This window comes from Gordonia heveisoli, assembly GCF_030315745.1.
GTDB lineage: Bacteria > Actinomycetota > Actinomycetes > Mycobacteriales > Mycobacteriaceae > Gordonia.
On the sequence record NZ_JASXSH010000004.1, the window covers coordinates 14,930 to 32,276 of the forward strand.

General features: G+C 65.4%; 12 protein-coding genes. 3 read left to right on the forward strand and 9 right to left on the reverse strand.

All coding sequences use genetic code 11. From position 1 onward, the window contains the following. Positions 1-59: 59 nt before the first annotated feature. Positions 60-434, forward strand: a complete 375-nt coding sequence (locus QSJ18_RS04560) for a VOC family protein (RefSeq protein ID WP_286325082.1) — start codon at positions 60-62, stop codon at positions 432-434. On the opposite strand, the gene QSJ18_RS04565 is transcribed toward QSJ18_RS04560, so the two are convergent. After that, positions 431-1,021 carry a TIGR00645 family protein gene (locus tag QSJ18_RS04565; RefSeq protein ID WP_286325083.1) on the reverse strand — a complete coding sequence of 197 codons (591 nt, stop codon included), beginning with the start codon at positions 1,019-1,021 and terminating at the stop codon, positions 431-433. The genes QSJ18_RS04560 and QSJ18_RS04565 overlap by 4 nt on opposite strands. 172 nt (positions 1,022-1,193) lie before the next feature. On the opposite strand from QSJ18_RS04565, the gene QSJ18_RS04570 reads away from it, so the two are divergent. Further along, positions 1,194-2,063, forward strand: a complete 870-nt coding sequence (locus QSJ18_RS04570; protein ID WP_286325084.1) for an AlbA family DNA-binding domain-containing protein — start codon at positions 1,194-1,196, stop codon at positions 2,061-2,063. 260 nt (positions 2,064-2,323) lie between these two features. Beyond that, on the forward strand, positions 2,324-2,617 hold the full coding sequence (locus tag QSJ18_RS04575) for a hypothetical protein (RefSeq protein ID WP_286325085.1): 294 nt from the start codon (positions 2,324-2,326) through the stop codon (positions 2,615-2,617). On the opposite strand, the gene QSJ18_RS04580 is transcribed toward QSJ18_RS04575, so the two are convergent. From QSJ18_RS04580 to QSJ18_RS04615, 8 genes are all read right to left on the reverse strand, one after another. Next, on the reverse strand, positions 2,618-6,574 hold the full coding sequence (locus QSJ18_RS04580) for a DNA-directed RNA polymerase subunit beta' (RefSeq protein WP_286325086.1): 3,957 nt from the start codon (positions 6,572-6,574) through the stop codon (positions 2,618-2,620). A 37-nt stretch (positions 6,575-6,611) separates the two neighbouring features. Beyond that, on the reverse strand, positions 6,612-10,106 hold the full coding sequence (rpoB, locus tag QSJ18_RS04585; protein WP_286325087.1) for a DNA-directed RNA polymerase subunit beta: 3,495 nt from the start codon (positions 10,104-10,106) through the stop codon (positions 6,612-6,614). Between the two features lie 481 nt (positions 10,107-10,587). Beyond that, the gene (locus QSJ18_RS04590; protein WP_286325088.1) at positions 10,588-11,538 is read right to left on the reverse strand and encodes a hypothetical protein; all 951 of its coding nucleotides are present in this window, start codon (positions 11,536-11,538) and stop codon (positions 10,588-10,590) included. Continuing rightward, positions 11,538-12,257, reverse strand: a complete 720-nt coding sequence (locus tag QSJ18_RS04595) for a hypothetical protein (RefSeq protein WP_286325089.1) — start codon at positions 12,255-12,257, stop codon at positions 11,538-11,540. The genes QSJ18_RS04590 and QSJ18_RS04595 overlap by 1 nt, the downstream gene beginning before the upstream one ends. Before the next feature lie 85 nt (positions 12,258-12,342). Then, complete coding sequence (locus tag QSJ18_RS04600) at positions 12,343-13,584, reverse strand: MCE family protein (RefSeq protein WP_286325091.1); 1,242 nt, start codon at positions 13,582-13,584, stop codon at positions 12,343-12,345. After that, on the reverse strand, positions 13,581-14,897 hold the full coding sequence (locus QSJ18_RS04605; protein ID WP_286325092.1) for an MCE family protein: 1,317 nt from the start codon (positions 14,895-14,897) through the stop codon (positions 13,581-13,583). The genes QSJ18_RS04600 and QSJ18_RS04605 overlap by 4 nt, the downstream gene beginning before the upstream one ends. Next, positions 14,897-16,225: an MCE family protein gene (locus QSJ18_RS04610; protein WP_286325093.1), complete on the reverse strand. Its 1,329-nt coding sequence runs from the start codon at positions 16,223-16,225 to the stop codon at positions 14,897-14,899. The genes QSJ18_RS04605 and QSJ18_RS04610 overlap by 1 nt, the downstream gene beginning before the upstream one ends. Further along, positions 16,225-17,343, reverse strand: a complete 1,119-nt coding sequence (locus QSJ18_RS04615) for an MCE family protein (protein ID WP_286325094.1) — start codon at positions 17,341-17,343, stop codon at positions 16,225-16,227. The genes QSJ18_RS04610 and QSJ18_RS04615 overlap by 1 nt, the downstream gene beginning before the upstream one ends. Positions 17,344-17,347: the final 4 nt, after the last annotated feature.

Below are 17,347 nucleotides of genomic sequence, written 5' to 3' on the forward strand. Positions count from 1 at the left end.
CGTAGACACAGAACCGCAAGCACGCTCGGATTCCACCACCGACCACCACGGAGGACACCATGGACTGGACCCTCGAAGTCGCCTTCCTACCCGTCACCGACGTCGACCGCGCCAAGGATTTCTACACCTCGATCGGCTTTCACCCCGACCACGACCTGAGCCCGGGCGGCGGAGTCCGCTTCGTTCAGTTCACCCCACCCGGATCGCACTGCTCGATCGTCTTCGGCGAAGGTCTATCCGACCAACCCCCGGGCTCGCCGAGCGAGCTGATGGTCTGCGTATCCGACATCCATGCCGCCCGCGAGCACCTGCTTGCCGCCGGGGTGGACGTGGGTGAGGTCGACATCCAGCCGTGGGGGCACTTCGTCTACTTCACCGACCCCGACGGCAACCGCTGGTCGGTGCAGTACCTGCCGGACCGCCATCAGACCTAGTGGGTGGATTTGCTGGTGATCCAGTCGATGGCCGCCAGCCCGATCGCCGACAGGACGAAGACGCAGTGGATGATCGTCTGCCACATCAGTGTCTCCGACGACAGGCTGCTCGCCTCGATAAACGACTTCAGCAAGTGGATCGACGAGATGCCCACGATGGACATCGCCAGCTTCACCTTGAGCACATTCGGATTCACATGGCTCAGCCATTCCGGCTTATCCGGATGCTGCTCCATCCGAATCCTGGACACGAAGGTCTCATAGCCGCCGATGATGACCATGATCAGCAGATTCGCGATCATGACCACGTCCACCAGCCCCAGGACGATGAGCATGATCTCCTCTTCGCCGAGTCCGGCGAAGTCGGTGATCAGGTGGACGAGTTCTTTCCAGAACAGGACGACGTAGACGGCTTGCGCGACGATCAGGCCCAGATACAGCGGCGCCTGCAGCCAGCGGCTGATGAAGATCGTCGACCCGACGATCTTCACGAAGGACGGTTGGTCGGCCACGACCGGAGCGGGGTCGCCCGCCGGTGGCGCCGGCTCGGATCTGGGCACCTGCGGGTCGTCGATCTGGCTGGTCATGCGCACACCACCAGAGGTAGCGAGGAACCGATATCGCCTGTGCGGCGCGAGGAGAACATGAGCAGAAATGGTACCGAATAGTCTGTTTTGCCTGCTTTGCGACCGGCCGCGAGCACCCACATCCCATCGGCGATACTGAGGAGCGCCCCTTCACCCCGAGAGGACTCACCCCGTGAATCGCGTCACCGATTCGGCCGTGCCGCTGTGGAACACCTCAGGCGCGCTCGTCGTCATCCTCGTGCTGGCCGCGATGTTCGGGGGTACCGCACGCTGGCTGCTCCGCCGCCGTGCGCACCTGAACATCACCACCGGCATCGTCCTGTCGATCCTGGGCTCGGCGCTCGGGCTCTTCATCGCCGGCGCCATCGACCGCCACCTCCGCGTGTGGAGCCCCCTCACCGTCGCCATCTCCCTGGTCAGCTCGATCCTGGCGGTCGCAGCCTACGGCGCGGTCGCGGCACATTTCCAGCGGCCGGTCCCGGTCGACATCGCCGCGTTGATCGCCGCAGGCGAATCGGCCGACGTCGAGTTCAAGTCGACAGCACGCATCAACATGCGAACCGGGGACAAGGACCCTCGGATGGAGCAGGTCATCGTCAAGACGGTGTCGGCGTTCCTCAACGCCGACGGCGGCACCCTGCTGGTCGGAGTCGCCGACGACGGGGAACTGCTCGGCCTCGACGCCGACTACGGGACCCTCAAGGTGCCCGACGCCGACCGCTTCGAACTGTGGCTGCGAGACCTCTTCACCACCGCACTGGGCCAGAATGCGGCCGCGGCGATCGAGGTCGTCGTCGAGGAACTGGCCGCCGGGGACGGAAACACCCGGCCGGTGTGCCGCATCGGATGCTCCGCCTCACCCCGCCCGGTCTATCTGCGTCCCGGGAAGAACGCCGCCCCCGAGTTCTGGGTCCGCACCGGCAACTCGTCGCGCCAGCTCGGCGTCGACCAGGCCAGCGAGTACGTCATGCACCGGTGGCCGTTGGGCGTCGGCTCGGCCACCGCGGCTCAGCTGAAGGCCGCAGTCCGGTTCTCGGCCTGACCACCTTCGCTCCCGCACCCGGCACGGTGCTGTAACGGAACCAAAGGTGCCCCGGGCGCGTCCAAGAAGGACATGACCTCCGACCGCACCAGTGGCGCCTGCACCTCCGGCGTCTACTCACTTCGGGAACTCGCGGCGCGCGCATTTGTCGTGTATCAGCGCTGTCGACAAGCGCCCTGCGATTCCATCGGGCACACGGTTGCCCCGGAATCTGGGTTCCGCCGGGTCACCCGGAAACCCACGTTCGGCGCAGCAAACACATGAAGTCGAAACCGCGGCGTGCCGGGCCGTTCCGGTGGTGCCAGGGATACGGTCGGCCACAGCGGGTGATCGCCGCCGTCGACTCGGTTGCGCTGGCGCTCGGCTGCGCGGCACGCTGTCTGCCTGCCGAAGAGTGGATCGCGACCACCGACTCGATCCTCAACTCGACCGACTGGACCATCCCCGACCTGCAGGCGCCGATGGGTCCCACGCCAGACGAAACCTTCCCCACAACGACACAACCCCCGCACTTACCAGGAGTGCGGGGGTCGCGTCGTTCGAACTGTGGGTGACTACCGGTAGTCGTTGGAGAAACCGTAGTCGTCCAGCGGCACCGCAGCGCCGGCCGGAGCACCGAAGGTACCGTCCGGGCTGTAGTAGGTGTCGTCGTAGGACGGCACCGCGTAGGCCGCCGCACGGGCTTCCTCGGTCGGCTGAACCTGGATGTTGCGGTAGCGGTTGATACCGGTACCGGCCGGGATCAACTTACCGATGATCACGTTCTCCTTCAGACCGATCAGCTTGTCGCTGCGGCTGTTGATGGCCGCATCGGTCAGGACACGCGTGGTCTCCTGGAACGACGCCGCCGACAGCCACGAATCGGTCGCGAGGCTCGCCTTGGTGATACCCATGAGCACCGGACGACCGGCAGCCGGCTCGCCACCCTCGGTGACGACCTGGCGGTTGGCCGCCTCGAACTCGGCGCGCTCGACGAGCGAACCGGGCAGGAACTCGGTGGAACCGTGATCGATGATCGTCACGCGACGCAGCATCTGACGCACGATGGTCTCGATGTGCTTGTCGTGGATCGACACACCCTGGCTGCGGTAGACCTCCTGGACCTCGTTGACCAGGTGGATCTGCACCTGGCGCGGGCCCATCACGCGGAGCACCTCGTGCGGGTTGGCCGAGCCCTCCATGAGCTGCTGACCCACGTCGACATGATCGCCGTCGGCGAGCAGACGCTCGGAACCGTCGTCGTGCTTGAACACACGCAGACGCTGACGCTTGGAGATCTTGTCGATGACCACTTCCTCGGAACCGTCGTCGGGGACGATGGTGATCTTGTAGAAGCGGTCGTCGTCCTCCAGGCGAATCCGGCCGGAGACCTCCGCGATCGGCGCGACACCCTTGGGCACGCGAGCCTCGAAGAGCTCCTGGACACGCGGCAGACCACCGGTGATGTCGTCACCGACGCCACCCTGGTGGAAGGTACGCATCGTCAGCTGGGTACCGGGCTCACCGATCGACTGGGCGGCGATGATACCGACGGCCTCGCCGATGTCGACGAGCTTGCCGGTGGCCATCGAACGGCCGTAGCAGTGTGCACACACGCCGGTGCCGGTCGCACAGGTCAGGACCGAACGGACCTTCACCTGCGTGATACCCGCACCCAGCAGAGCCTCGATGGCCGGGTCGCCCAGGTCGTGTCCACGTTCGACGACGACGTTGCCGTTCTCGTCGACCGCATCCGCGGCCAGGGTCCGGGCGTACGCCGAGGTCTCCACATGTGCGTCACGGATGATGGTGCCGTCGGCACTCTTCTCCGCGAGCGGCACGATGATGCCGCGCTCGGTGCCACAGTCGGTCTCGCGAACGATGACATCCTGGCTGACGTCCACCAGACGACGGGTCAGGTAACCCGAGTCAGCGGTACGAAGCGCGGTGTCCGCCAGACCCTTTCGGGCGCCGTGCGTGTTGATGAAGTACTCGAGCACGGTCAGGCCCTCACGGAACGAGGACTTGATCGGACGCGGGATGAACTCACCCTTCGGGTTGGTCACCAGACCCTTCATGCCCGACAGGTTACGAACCTGGGTCAAGTTACCGGTGGCACCCGACCGCGGGATCATGATGATCGGGTTGTCCTCGGGGTAGTAATCCTCCATGACCTTGCCGACCTCTTCGGTGGCCTGCTTCCAGATCTCGACCAGCGCATCACGCCGCTCGTCCGGGGTGAGGGCACCACGCTGGAACTTGCGCTCCAGTCCGTCGGCCCGCTCCTCGTAACGCTCGAGGATCTCCGCCTTCGCCGGCGGCACCAGAACGTCGGACATGGCGACGGTGACACCCGAACGGGTAGCCCAGTAGAAGCCCACGTCCTTGAGCTTGTCGACGGTCTGCGCGACGACGATCATCGGGTAACGCTCGGCGAGATCGTTGATGATCGCGGCCTGACGCTTCTTCGGCATCTGCTCGTTCACGAACGGGTACTCCACCGGGAGCAGCTCGTTGAACAGCACCCGACCCAGGGTCGTGGACGCATCCCAAGCCTGGCCGTAACGCCAGCCCTCCGGGAACTCCTGCTCCTCGATGTCGGCCGGCGGACGCTGGTTGGTCAGACGCACCTTGATCTGCGACTGCACCGTCAGCGCACCGCGGTCGACGGCCATGATGGCCTCGGCCGGGGTCGAGTAGACGCCACGCTCGACGTCGTCGGCGGTGGCCGGGGTGAACTCGCCTGCCGCACCCTCCTTGAGGGTGGTCAGGTAGTACAGACCGGTCACCATGTCCAGACGCGGCATGGCCAGCGGGCGACCCGAGGCCGGCGACAGGATGTTGTTCGACGACAGCATCAAGATGCGTGCCTCGGCCTGCGCCTCCGCCGACAGCGGCAGGTGCACGGCCATCTGGTCACCGTCGAAGTCGGCGTTGAAGGCCTCACACACCAGCGGGTGGAGCTGGATCGCCTTGCCTTCGACCAGCTGCGGCTCGAAAGCCTGGATGCCCAGTCGGTGCAGGGTGGGTGCACGGTTCAGCAGCACCGGGTGCTCGGCGATGACCTCTTCGAGGACGTCCCACACCGCGGGGCGCTGACGTTCGACCATGCGCTTGGCCGACTTGATGTTCTGCGCCTGGTTCAGGTCGACCAGACGCTTCATCACGAACGGCTTGAACAGCTCGAGCGCCATCAGCTTCGGCAGACCGCACTGGTGCAGCTTGAGCTGCGGGCCGACGACGATGACCGAACGGCCCGAGTAGTCGACACGCTTACCGAGCAGGTTCTGACGGAAACGACCCTGCTTGCCCTTGAGCAGATCCGACAGCGACTTCAGCGGACGGTTACCCGGTCCGGTGACCGGACGACCACGGCGACCGTTGTCGAACAGCGCGTCGACCGACTCCTGCAGCATCCGCTTCTCGTTGTTGACGATGATCTCGGGCGCACCCAGATCGATCAGTCGCTTGAGGCGGTTGTTGCGGTTGATGACACGACGGTAGAGGTCGTTGAGGTCCGAGGTGGCGAAGCGGCCACCGTCGAGCTGGACCATCGGACGCAGCTCCGGCGGGATCACCGGCACGGCGTCGAGGACCATACCCAGCGGCGAGTTGCCCGACTGCTGGAAGGCCGCGACGACCTTCAGCCGCTTGAGCGCACGCAGCTTCTTCTGGCCCTTACCGTTGCGGATGGTGTCGCGCAGCGACTCCGCCTCGGCATCGATGTCGAAGGTCTCCAGGAGCTTCTTGATCGCCTCGGCGCCCATCGAACCCTGGAAGTACTCGCCGTACCGCTCTTCGAGCTGGCGGTAGAGCTTCTCGTCGATGATCAGGTCGCCGGGAGCGAGCTTGACGAACTTGTCCCACAGCTCTTCGAGCGCGTCGAGCTCACGCTGGGCGTGATCGCGCATACGGCGCATCTCACGCTCCGCGCCGTCCTTGACCTTGCGGCGGACGTCGGCCTTGGCACCCTCGGCCTCCAACTCGGCGAGATCCTGCTCGAGCTTCTGCTGACGCTCGTTCAGGTCGACGTCGCGCTGATCGGCGACAGCCTTCTTCTCGACCTCCATCTCGGCCTCGAGGGTCGAGAGTTCGTTGTGGCGCAGTTCGTCGTCCACCGCGGTGATGACGTAGGCGGCGAAGTAGATGATCTTCTCGAGATCCTTCGGCGCCAGGTCGAGCAGGTAGCCCAACCGGCTCGGCACACCCTTGAAGTACCAGATGTGGGTGACCGGGGCGGCGAGCTCGATGTGGCCCATCCGCTCACGGCGCACCTTGGCCTTGGTCACCTCGACACCGCAGCGTTCGCAGATGATGCCCTTGAAGCGCACCCGCTTGTACTTGCCGCAGTAGCACTCCCAGTCGCGAGTAGGTCCGAAGATCTTCTCGCAGAACAGGCCGTCCTTCTCGGGCTTGAGCGTGCGGTAGTTGATCGTCTCCGGCTTCTTGACCTCACCGAACGACCAGTTGTGGATATCGTCGGCCGTGGCCAGGCCGATCTTCAGTTCGTCGAAAAAGTTGACGTCGAGCACTTGTTACCTTTCCAGAGCTCTGCGGTCGTAGGTGGTGTCAGTTGGCGAGGTCGTCGACCGTGGCGGACTCGTTGCGCGACAGGTTGATACCGAGGTTGGCCGCAGCGCGTTCCAGATCCTCGTCGTCGGTGTCGTGCATCTCGATCGCCGCGCCGTCGGAGCTGAGCACCTCGACGTTCAGGCAGAGCGACTGAAGTTCCTTCAGCAGCACCTTGAACGACTCGGGGATACCCGGCTCGGGGATGTTCTCGCCCTTGACGATCGCCTCGTACACCTTCACGCGGCCGACCACGTCGTCCGACTTGATGGTGAGGAGCTCCTGCAGGGTGTAGGCGGCACCGTAGGCCTGCATCGCCCAGCACTCCATCTCACCGAAGCGCTGGCCACCGAACTGGGCCTTACCGCCGAGCGGCTGCTGGGTGATCATCGAGTACGGGCCGGTGGAACGCGCGTGGATCTTGTCGTCCACCAGGTGATGCAGCTTGATGATGTACATGTAGCCGACCGACACCGGGTACGGGAACGGCTCGCCGGAACGGCCGTCGAACAGCGTCGCCTTGCCGTCGCCGTTGACCATGACCTCACCGTCGCGGTTGGGCAGCGTCGAGGACAGCAGACCCGTCAGCTCCTCCTCACGCGCACCGTCGAACACCGGGGTGGCGGTGTTCGTGTCGGGCTCCGCCGCGTACATGTCCTCGGGCAGCTTCGACGCCCACTCCGGCACGCCCTCGGCGACGTTGATGTTCCAGCCGGCCTTGGCGATCCACCCGAGGTGGGTCTCCAGAATCTGGCCGATGTTCATACGACGCGGAACACCGTGGGTGTTCAGGATGATGTCGACGGGGGTGCCATCGGGCAGGAACGGCATGTCCTCCTGCGGGAGGATCTTGCCGATGACGCCCTTGTTGCCGTGGCGGCCGGCGAGCTTGTCGCCGTCCTGGATCTTGCGCTTCTGGGCAACGTAGACACGGACCAGTTCGTTGACGCCGGGAGCGAGATCGTCGTCGTCGTCGCGGCTGAAGACGCGAACACCGATGACCTTGCCGGTCTCACCGTGCGGCACCTTCAGCGAGGTGTCGCGGACCTCACGGGCCTTCTCACCGAAGATGGCGCGCAGCAGACGCTCTTCCGGGGTCAGCTCGGTCTCACCCTTCGGGGTGACCTTGCCGACCAGGATGTCGCCGTCGCGGACCTCGGCACCGATACGCACGATGCCACGCTCGTCGAGGTCGGCGAGGACCTCGTCGGAGACGTTCGGGATGTCCCGGGTGATCTCCTCGGCACCGAGCTTGGTGTCACGGGCGTCGATCTCGTGCTCCTCGATGTGAATCGAGGTGAGGACGTCCTCTTCCACGAGGCGCTGCGACAGGATGATCGCGTCCTCGTAGTTGTGGCCCTCCCACGGCATGATCGCGACGAGCAGGTTCTTGCCCAGCGCCATCTCGCCGTTCTCGGTGCACGGACCGTCGGCCAGGACCTGACCCGACTCGACGCGCTGTCCCTCGTCCACGATCGGACGCTGGTTGGCGCAGGTGCCATGGTTGGACCGGGCGAACTTGCGCATGCGGTAGGTGTCGCGGGTGCCGTCGTCGGCCATCACGGTGATGTAGTCGGCGGAGACCTCCTCGACCACACCGGTCTTGGCGGAGACGATCACGTCACCGGCGTCGACCGCGGCACGAAGCTCCATACCGGTACCGACCAGCGGCGACTCGTTGCGGACCAGCGGCACGGCCTGACGCTGCATGTTCGCACCCATCAGGGCGCGGTTCGCGTCGTCGTGCTCGAGGAACGGGATCATCGCGGTGGCGACCGACACCATCTGACGCGGCGAGACGTCGAGGTATTCGACATCGTTGGCGCCGACGAACTCGACCTCCGAACCCTTCTTACGCACCAGGACACGCTCGTCGGTGATCCGACCGTTGAGGTCGTAGGAGGTGTTGGCCTGACCGATGAGGAAACGATCCTCCTCGTCGGCGGTCATGTACTCGATGTCGTCGGAGACGACACCGTCGACGACCTTGCGGTACGGGGTCTCGATGAAGCCGAACGGGTTGACCCGCGCGTACACCGAGAGTGAACCGATCAGACCGATGTTCGGACCCTCAGGGGTCTCGATCGGGCACATGCGGCCGTAATGCGACGGGTGGACGTCGCGGACCTCGAGGCCGGCACGCTCACGGCTCAGACCGCCGGGGCCCAGCGCCGACAGACGACGCTTGTGGGTCAGACCCGACAGCGGGTTGTTCTGGTCCATGAACTGCGACAGCTGGCTGGTTCCGAAGAACTCCTTGATCGCCGCCACGACAGGCCGGATGTTGATCAGGGTCTGCGGGGTGATCGCCTCGACGTCCTGGGTGGTCATGCGCTCACGCACGACACGTTCCATACGCGAGAGGCCGACGCGGATCTGGTTCTGGATCAGCTCGCCGACGGTACGCAGACGACGATTGCCGAAGTGGTCGATGTCGTCGACCTCGATCGGCACCTCGATGCCACCGGGGCCGGTGACCGAGGACAGGCCGACGGTGTGCGGGTCGGCGTCGTGCAGGCGCACCAGGTACTCGACGGTGGCAGCGATGTCCTCGCGGGTCAGGGTCGACTCGCCGGTCATCGGGTTGCCGGTCAGACCGAGCTTCTTGTTGACCTTGTAGCGGCCGACGCGGGCCAGGTCGTAGCGCTTGTCCTTGAAGAACAGGTTCTCCAGCAGGTTCTCCGCGGACTCCTTGGTCGGCGGCTCACCCGGACGCAGCTTGCGGTAGACCTCCAGCAGCGCCTCATCCTGGTTGGCGGTGTTGTCCTTCTCCAGGGTGGACATCATGATCTCGGAGAAGCCGAACCGCTCCGCGATCTCCTCGGTGGTCCAACCGAGCGCCTTGAGCAGCACGGTGACCGGCTGACGACGCTTGCGGTCGATACGCACACCCACGGTGTCGCGCTTGTCGACGTCGAACTCCAGCCACGCACCGCGACCCGGGATCACCTTGACGGTGTGCAGGGTCTTCTCGGTGGTCTTGTCGATCGACGAATCGAAGTACACGCCCGGGCTGCGGACCAGCTGGCTCACCACGACACGCTCGGTGCCGTTGATGATGAAGCTGCCCTTGTCGGTCATGATCGGGAAGTCGCCCATGAAGACGGTCTGCGACTTGATCTCACCGGTGTTGTTGTTGATGAACTCCGCGGTGACGAACAGCGGCGCCGCGTAGGTCATGTCCTTGTCCTTGCACTCCTCGACGGAGGCCTTGACCTCGTCGAAGTGCGGGTCGGTGAAGGACAGCGACATCGAACCGGAGAAGTCCTCGATCGGGGACAGCTCATGCAGAATGTCTTCGAGACCCCCGGTCGGGCTCTCCTCACCGCGCGCGATGGCCTTCGCACGCCATTCCGGGGAACCGACGAGCCATTCGAAGGAATCAAGCTGGAGATCCAGGAGGCCGGGAACCTCCAACGGCTCGCTGATCTTTGCAAAAGACGCGCGATGCGGCGCGCCCGGGATTGTTGAGGTGGACTGGCGGTTGACTGCCAAGATGCGTCCTTCCAACACGACGTGTTCACTATGCGGTGAGTGGCTTGAGGGCCGTTCGCTGGTGTCGAACCTGAATCGGCGATAACCACAGCACACACGCAAAGTGGGCCGGAAGGAATCGATAGATGGACAGGAGGCAGCCAGCGCAACGTCCAACTGTATCAGAAAATAGACGGACTTTGTCAAGTCTGACCGGAATCAAATCCAGGTCGGACGCCAAGTCACGTCTGGCAGCATCTCCGCGCCGGTGGCTGCCTTCGCATCAATCGCTGGTGACAGCGTGGCCCCACAACGCCCCGACGTCAAGCGCTACGCGCGTTTTCGTCGAAGAAATCTCGGTTCCGGCGACGACGGAAGAAGTCGTACCGCACCAACGAGACCGACGACGAACAACCGCCAACGAACGACAGCCACGATGAACGACACGACGCGGTCCCCCGGAGGGAACCGCGTCGGACGTTCGGAGACCGCGATCGGCGGATCAGGCCTGCGGCAGCTGGTTGACCGGGGTGATCGTGGAGAACAACCACTGGTCGCCGCTGCGGGTGGTTTCTGCCAGCACACCGGGTGCGCCGCTGTTGACGGCGACGCCGTTCACCGACTGGCTCACGATGAGGTAGGCCACCACGGTGGCCGAGTCACCACTGGACGACAGATCCCGTACGCCGACATTCTCGACGCGACATTCGGCGATCGCCTTCGTCTTGGTCAGCACCTGGCGCTGAGTCGGAAGGTAGTCACGGAAGTTCTTCAACGCCTCACCGGTCAGCACCGTCTCGGCGGTCTTCGCCCAGCTGTCCACATCCGGCCCGGGGTAGGCGATCGCGGAGCAGAGCTTGGCGCGGACCTGCGCGGTCAGCTCGCTGGTGGCCGCACCGTCGACGAATGCCTTGTTGTCGGGGCGCGCGCCGGGATGAAAGGCCGCGACGGTCGCGAAGACCGCGAAGACCGCGGCCACCGCCGCCAGGATCGCGATGGTCCGACGGCTCAGCCAGCCGCCATCATCCCGCACGCCGGCTTGCGCCCGACGTCGGGGTTCGGCCGGCCGGGTGGTCGTCGTCGCCGACGCCGCACGTTTGCCTCCAGCGTCACCGGGACGGATCGTCGACACCCGCGACACCGGACGGGTACGGGTCGGCGGCTCGGTGGTCTCAGCGTCTGCATCCTCCGCTTCGGCCTCGGCCTCGATCGTCACCGTCTCGGCGTCAGCACCGCCCGACTCGGTCTCGGCACTGTCGGTCTCGGCGCTGTCGGTCTCGGCGCTGTCGGTCTCGGCGCTGTCGGTCTCGACACTCGGGACCTCGACCGTGGTGTCCTCAGCCGTGGCGTTCTCGACTGCGGTGTCCTCAATACGCGTACGGTCGCCGGCCGCAGGGGTCCGCCCGGCGACCTTGGGCCGGTACCCGGACTTACGGTTCGGTTTGGGGGCCATCAGTTGCCACCTCCCTGGGGCTGCGGAGTCTGGGCAGGTGTCTGGGGCTGCGGGTTCGCACCCTGGCCGGTGTCGGTGAACTCGATCGCGTCGAGCGGCACCACCTGACTGGCCTTCCAGACATCGCCGTCACCGCGCAGCATGGTGAGCAGGAAGCCCATCGTCGCCGGATCACTCTTCTTGCCGTCGACCACCCCGACGACCGCCACGTAGACGAGCACCTTGGCGGTGCCGTCGTCGGCATTCACCTCGGTGGCCGCCGCCGTCCGCGGGAAACCGACGGTCCGGCCCGGCTGCCCGTTGGACTTGCGCAGCGGCTCCACCAGCGAGGTCTGGATCTGCTGCTGAACCTGCTTGAGCGCATCCCCGGTGAACGAGGCGTTCAGGTTGCGATTCCAGTCCTCGAGCTTGGCCGGGTCGATCGTGGTCACATTGACCATCGCCTGCTCGGCCGCGTCCGTAGCCTCATCACGGGCCTGTGCCGTCGGCTTGTCGACGAAGTAGGCCTGATAGGCGTGGTAGCCGAAGACGCCGGCGCAGACCACCGCGGCGACCACCGCGAGTACGGCGACCACCGACAGCACGCGCCAGGTGAGCACCTCGCGGTCCGTCGATGTGTCGTTCGTGGTCGTCGGGGCCGGCGCACCGGCCTTTCCCGCTACCTTGCGGGCCGGGCCTGTTCGCCGCGCACCACGCTGCTTGTCTGTCTTACTGCTCATCGGGCGTCACCTTAACGATCGCACCTGAGAACGCGCCAATCTCGCACACGGCGAGGCCGACCTCGGGAAACGATCTCGACTACTGCTATTTCGGATGCACACCCAACAGCGCCGCGAGCTGCGTGGCCAGCGGGTTGAGGTTGAGCTTGTCCGGATCTTTCTTGGGCGTCTTGTCCCACGGCTGCGGGTAAGCCGGATTGGCGAACACGGCGCGCTCGGCACCGCGAACACCGGTCGGGTTGCCCTGCGGCACCGTACAGCGAGCGTTCGTGTTGAACGGGAACTCGTCGTAGTGCACGTCGAAGGACGGGTCACGACGCTTCATCTCGTTGATCATGTTGCGCGTGCCCTCATAGCCGCGAGTACACGACGCCGGGTTGTTGGTCTCCAGCACGATGCCGAAGTGGATCTGCCCATCCCCCGGTGCCGGGCTGTGGCTACCTGCCGACAGTGCCGACAGCATCGCGAAGGTCGCCGACGTCGCGAACGCGGTCGGTTCGATCGTGCGGACCACCTCGGAGAGGTCGGCCACGACCTTGGTCATATCTCCGCCGTACTGCTGGATCAGCTTCGAGATCTGCGTTGCCGACAAGGTGCCGGTGGTCAGCAGGCGGCGCAGGTCGGGGTCCGCCGACACGAGCGTCGCCGTCACCAGGTTCAGACCGTTCGCCCACGCCAGGATCTCGTCGGACTGCTCGGCCTGGGTGGCCAGCACGACATTCGAATTGCCCAGCAAGTCGATGGTCTCGCCGATGTTGTCCGCACCGGACTGCGCCAACTTACTCAACGAATCGACCAGGCGGGTCATGTTCTCGTTCTGGCCGTTGAACGCCTTGCCCAACTCGGTGATCACCGTGTGCAGGTCGTCGACCGGAATCGATGAGGTGAAGTCCAGCGCCGAGGAGACCACATCCTCCAGCGGCGGCGGCAGCTCCGACTTGGTGATGACCGAACCGTCCTCGAGGAAGGGGCCCTCGGCTGACGGCGGTCGCAGGTCGATGAACTGCTCACCGATCGCCGACCGTTCGGCGACAACGGCGACGGCCGACGCGGGGACGTCGGGGGCCGACGAATCGAGGTCGAGTGTGACGTCGACACCCTTCTCGGTCAGCTTCAGTTCGCCGACCCGGCCAACCGGAACACCCTGATAGGTGACCTCGGCGTTGGTGAAGATGCCGCCGCTGTCGGGCAGTTGCACGGTCACGTGGTAGACACCGACACCGGCCAACTTGTCCAGGCGGGCGTATTTGGCGCCGACGAACACGACCGCGACCAGTCCGACCACGACGAACACGATCAGCTGGATTCTCGCGAGCTTGCTGATCATCGCTGACCTCCCAGAATCGCCAGCGGACCGTCGAGTAGTTGCTGGCCGCGCCGAGCCGGTGCCGGCAGGGTGACGCCGGAACCTTCACGGGTCGCCGACGCCGGGTACCGACCGCCCGAGGGCGGGGTGTTCGGCCCGGGCCGCGAATTCGGCGCCGGTGGCAGCAGGCTGATCGTCGGCCAGCCGTAGCGCGGTCCGTTGCCGTTGTAGTACGGGTTACGCGGATCGACCGGGACGTTCACCCGGACCGGCGGCGAGTACTTCGGCGTGCCCTGTCCGACGCCGAGTGCTTCGAGCTGGTTGAGCAGACGCAGATCGAGGGTCATGAACAGGTTGACCGAATCACCGTGTGCGCCGGGCAGGATCCAGTCCGGGAACGGATGGGTCAGCATCAGCGGGGCCGCGGTGATCAGGTCCGGAGCGGCCTTAGCCAGCTCGGTGAGCACCGGACGCAGCGCCTTGAGGTCGGTGATCAGCGCCTTGCGCGACTTGCCGAGCACATCGGTACCGACCTGGCCGAGCTTGTCGAGTTTGGTCAGCAGGTCCACGAACTGCGGACGCTGCTCTTCGAGCACCTCGATACCCTCGGGCAGCTGCTGCAGGATCCGCTCGATCTGTTTGGTCTGGCCTTCCGCCCGCGTGGACAGCCGCGACAGACCGTCGATCGCGGTCACGATGTCGTCGCGCTGCTTGTTCAGGCTGCTGATCAGGATGCTGGTCTGTTTGAGCAGACTCTTCGCGTTTCGGGCGCCGGCACCTTCGAGGGCGGTGTTCAACTCGGTGACGATCGGCTTCAGCTGGCTGAAACCACCGCCGTTGAGCAGCATCGCGAGCGCGCCGAGGACCTGCTCGATGTCGGTCGCGGTCCGTGTCCGGGTGAGCGGGATCGGCTCACTCTCGCTCTGCCGAGGCGCGGTCGCCGCGCCGGCCGGCTCGACCAGGGCGACGAACTTCTCGCCGAGCAGTGAGGTCTGGTCCACGTTGGCGGTCGCCTTGGTGGACAGTTCGACGTCGTTCTTCACCTGCACGGTCACCTGGGCGTACCACTGGCCGTCGGGAACCTCGACCTTGGTCACGCGTCCGACCGGGATGCCGTTCTGCTTGACCATCGACTGCGGGACCAGATCGAGGATGTTCTCGAACTGGATCTGATAGGTGCGCGGGTTGTCCCCGGTGTCGACGCCGCCGGGCAGCGGGATCGACTGGATACCACCCGCACCGCAACCGGCGACCGCGACGACGACGGCCAGCAGCACGGCGACCAGCCCGGCGCGGGTGGCACCGCTACGCGTCACAGCACGTGGCGAACGCATCAGTTACCTCCCCGCGGGGTCGTCGTCGCCGGCTTGGGCTTCGTGGTGGTCGTCTTGGGCTTGGGTTTGGTCGTCGGCGACTGCAGACCCGGATCCGGGTTTCCGGGTTTGGTACCCGGCACCGGATAGCGCTGCAGCTTGTTGTTGCTCATGATGCCGAAGGGCAGCGACGGCAGGATCGGCGTCAGCACTCCGTCGGTGATCTGCTGGCCGAGTTCCTCACACTTGGAGATCAGCGGGCGCAGCGTCGTGGAGAACTGGGTGGCCGACGGGTTGCCCGGCAGCACCGCGCCGAGATCGAGCAGACGACACTGGGCACCGATCAGATCCTGCAGATCCGGGATGGTCAGACGCATCGCCAACGTGCCGGACTCGGCGTCGTAGGCGTTGATCAGGTTGTTCAACGTCACCGGCAGGACCGTCAGCACCTCCTTGAGGGAGGTCTTGGTGTCCAGCAGGGCCTGGGTGGTCGGCCGCAGATCCTTGAGGGTGCGGCCGATCTTGTCCCGGTTGTCGTCGAGGAATCCGGCCACGTCACCGAGGGCGATGGACAGCTTGTTCAGGGCGAGCCCGAGCTGCTGGCGTTCCCCGGAGAGGAAGACGTTGAACTTCGCCATCTGCGTGTTGAACTGACGCACCTGGGTGTCGTTCTCACGCAACGCGCCGACGAAGACGTTCAGGTTCTTCACGGTGTCGACCAGGTTGCCGCGCGAATCGGCGAGTGTGGTGCTGGCCTTGGAGAGCTGCTCGATGGCCCGGCCCAGGTCGGCGCCGTTGCCGCGCAGGTTGTCGGCTCCGGTGGCGATGGCCTCGTTGACCGCGCCGTTCTTGTTGACACCGTTGGGTCCGAGCGCGTCGGACAGTTCCTTGACGCTCTTGTAGATCTGGTCGACCTCGACGGGCACCAGGGTCTGCTTGAGCGAGAGGGTGATGTCTTTGCCCGCCTTCGGCCCCCCCGAGTAGGCCGGGGCCAGTTGCACGAACCGGTCGGCGACCACCGACGGGATCACCTGTACCGCACGCACATCGGCGGGCAGTTCGACGCCGCGCTGGACGGTCATGGTCACCTTCACCGTGTCACCCTGCGGCTCGACCGAGTCGACCTTGCCGACCGGGACACCGAGGATGCGGACGTCGGAACCCTTGTAGATGCCGACCGTGCGCTGGAAGGTTGCGGTGATCTTCGTGGTGCCGATCGAGGAGAACACCCACCACAGGGCGCTCGCCAGGATCAGCGCGAGGATCAGGCCGAGGACGAGACCGACGATGTGACGTGGGGTGAACCAGCGTCCCGGTCCCGTGCTCTGGGTGAGATCGGGTGCAGTCATCAGCCGGCCGCCGTTCCGCCGTTGTTCTCATCTGCCGTCTTGTTCGGCGGACGGGTGGTGTTCTGTTGCGGCAGCGCCGGCGGTAGCAGGTTGACGACCACCTGGTCGAACCAGCGACCGTTGCCGAGCACGTTGCCGTAGAGCCGATAGAACGGCGCCATGTAGGTGATCGTGTCGCGCAGATTCTTGTTCTGCTTCTTGAGCAGCTCGTTCACACCCTTGAGTGATTCGAGTGCGGGACCGATCTGCTCCTCGTTGTCGCGCACGATGCCGCTCAACGAATCGCCCAGGCTCGTGGTGCTGGCCAGCAGCGTCGCGATGCTTCGCTGCCGGTTGTTGAGCTCGTCGAGCAGTTGGCCCGCTCCGGCGATCAGCCGGACGAACTCCTCGTTGCGATCGGCCAGGATCTTGGACGTGTCGGCGGTGGCGGCGAGCAGTCGCTGCACCTCCTGGTCGCGGCTGGCGATCGTCTGCGACAAGCGTGCGACACCGTCGATGGCGGCGCCCATGCTGCCCGACGTATCGGAGAAGGCGTTCGAGAGAACACGCAGCGACTCGGCCACCTGCTGGGTGTCCATACCCGCGGTGGTCCCGTTGGGATCACCGGTGAGCTGCTTGGCCGCATCCGAGAACGCCTCGACGACGTCATACGGGGAGACGGTGTCGGTCAGCGGGGTGTCGGGGTCGGCGGGCTCGTTGCCTCGCGGGACCAGCGCCAGATACTTCTGGCCCAGGATCGTCTTGATCTGGATGGACGCCTGCGTCTGATCGCCGATCCAGGTGTTGTTCACCCGGAACACGACGTCGACGCGGTCACCGTTGAGCTTCACGTCGTCGACCTCGCCGACCTTGACGCCGGCCACGCGGACCTCGGCGCCCTTCTTCAGGCCGGCCGACTCGGTGAACTTCGCGGTATAGCGCGCGCTGGCGCCGAGGAACGGAACCGAGGTCAGGTAGAACGACGACACCGCGACCATCAGTATGATCAGTAGGCCGATGGCGCCGATGCTCACCGGGCTGCGACGTCCGGCGAACCGTCGATTCGGGTGCGCATCGGACGGCGCGGCATCTGTGTCGGGCACTTCGTCGGTGTCAGGCACGTTGTTGTTGTCGGTCATCGCT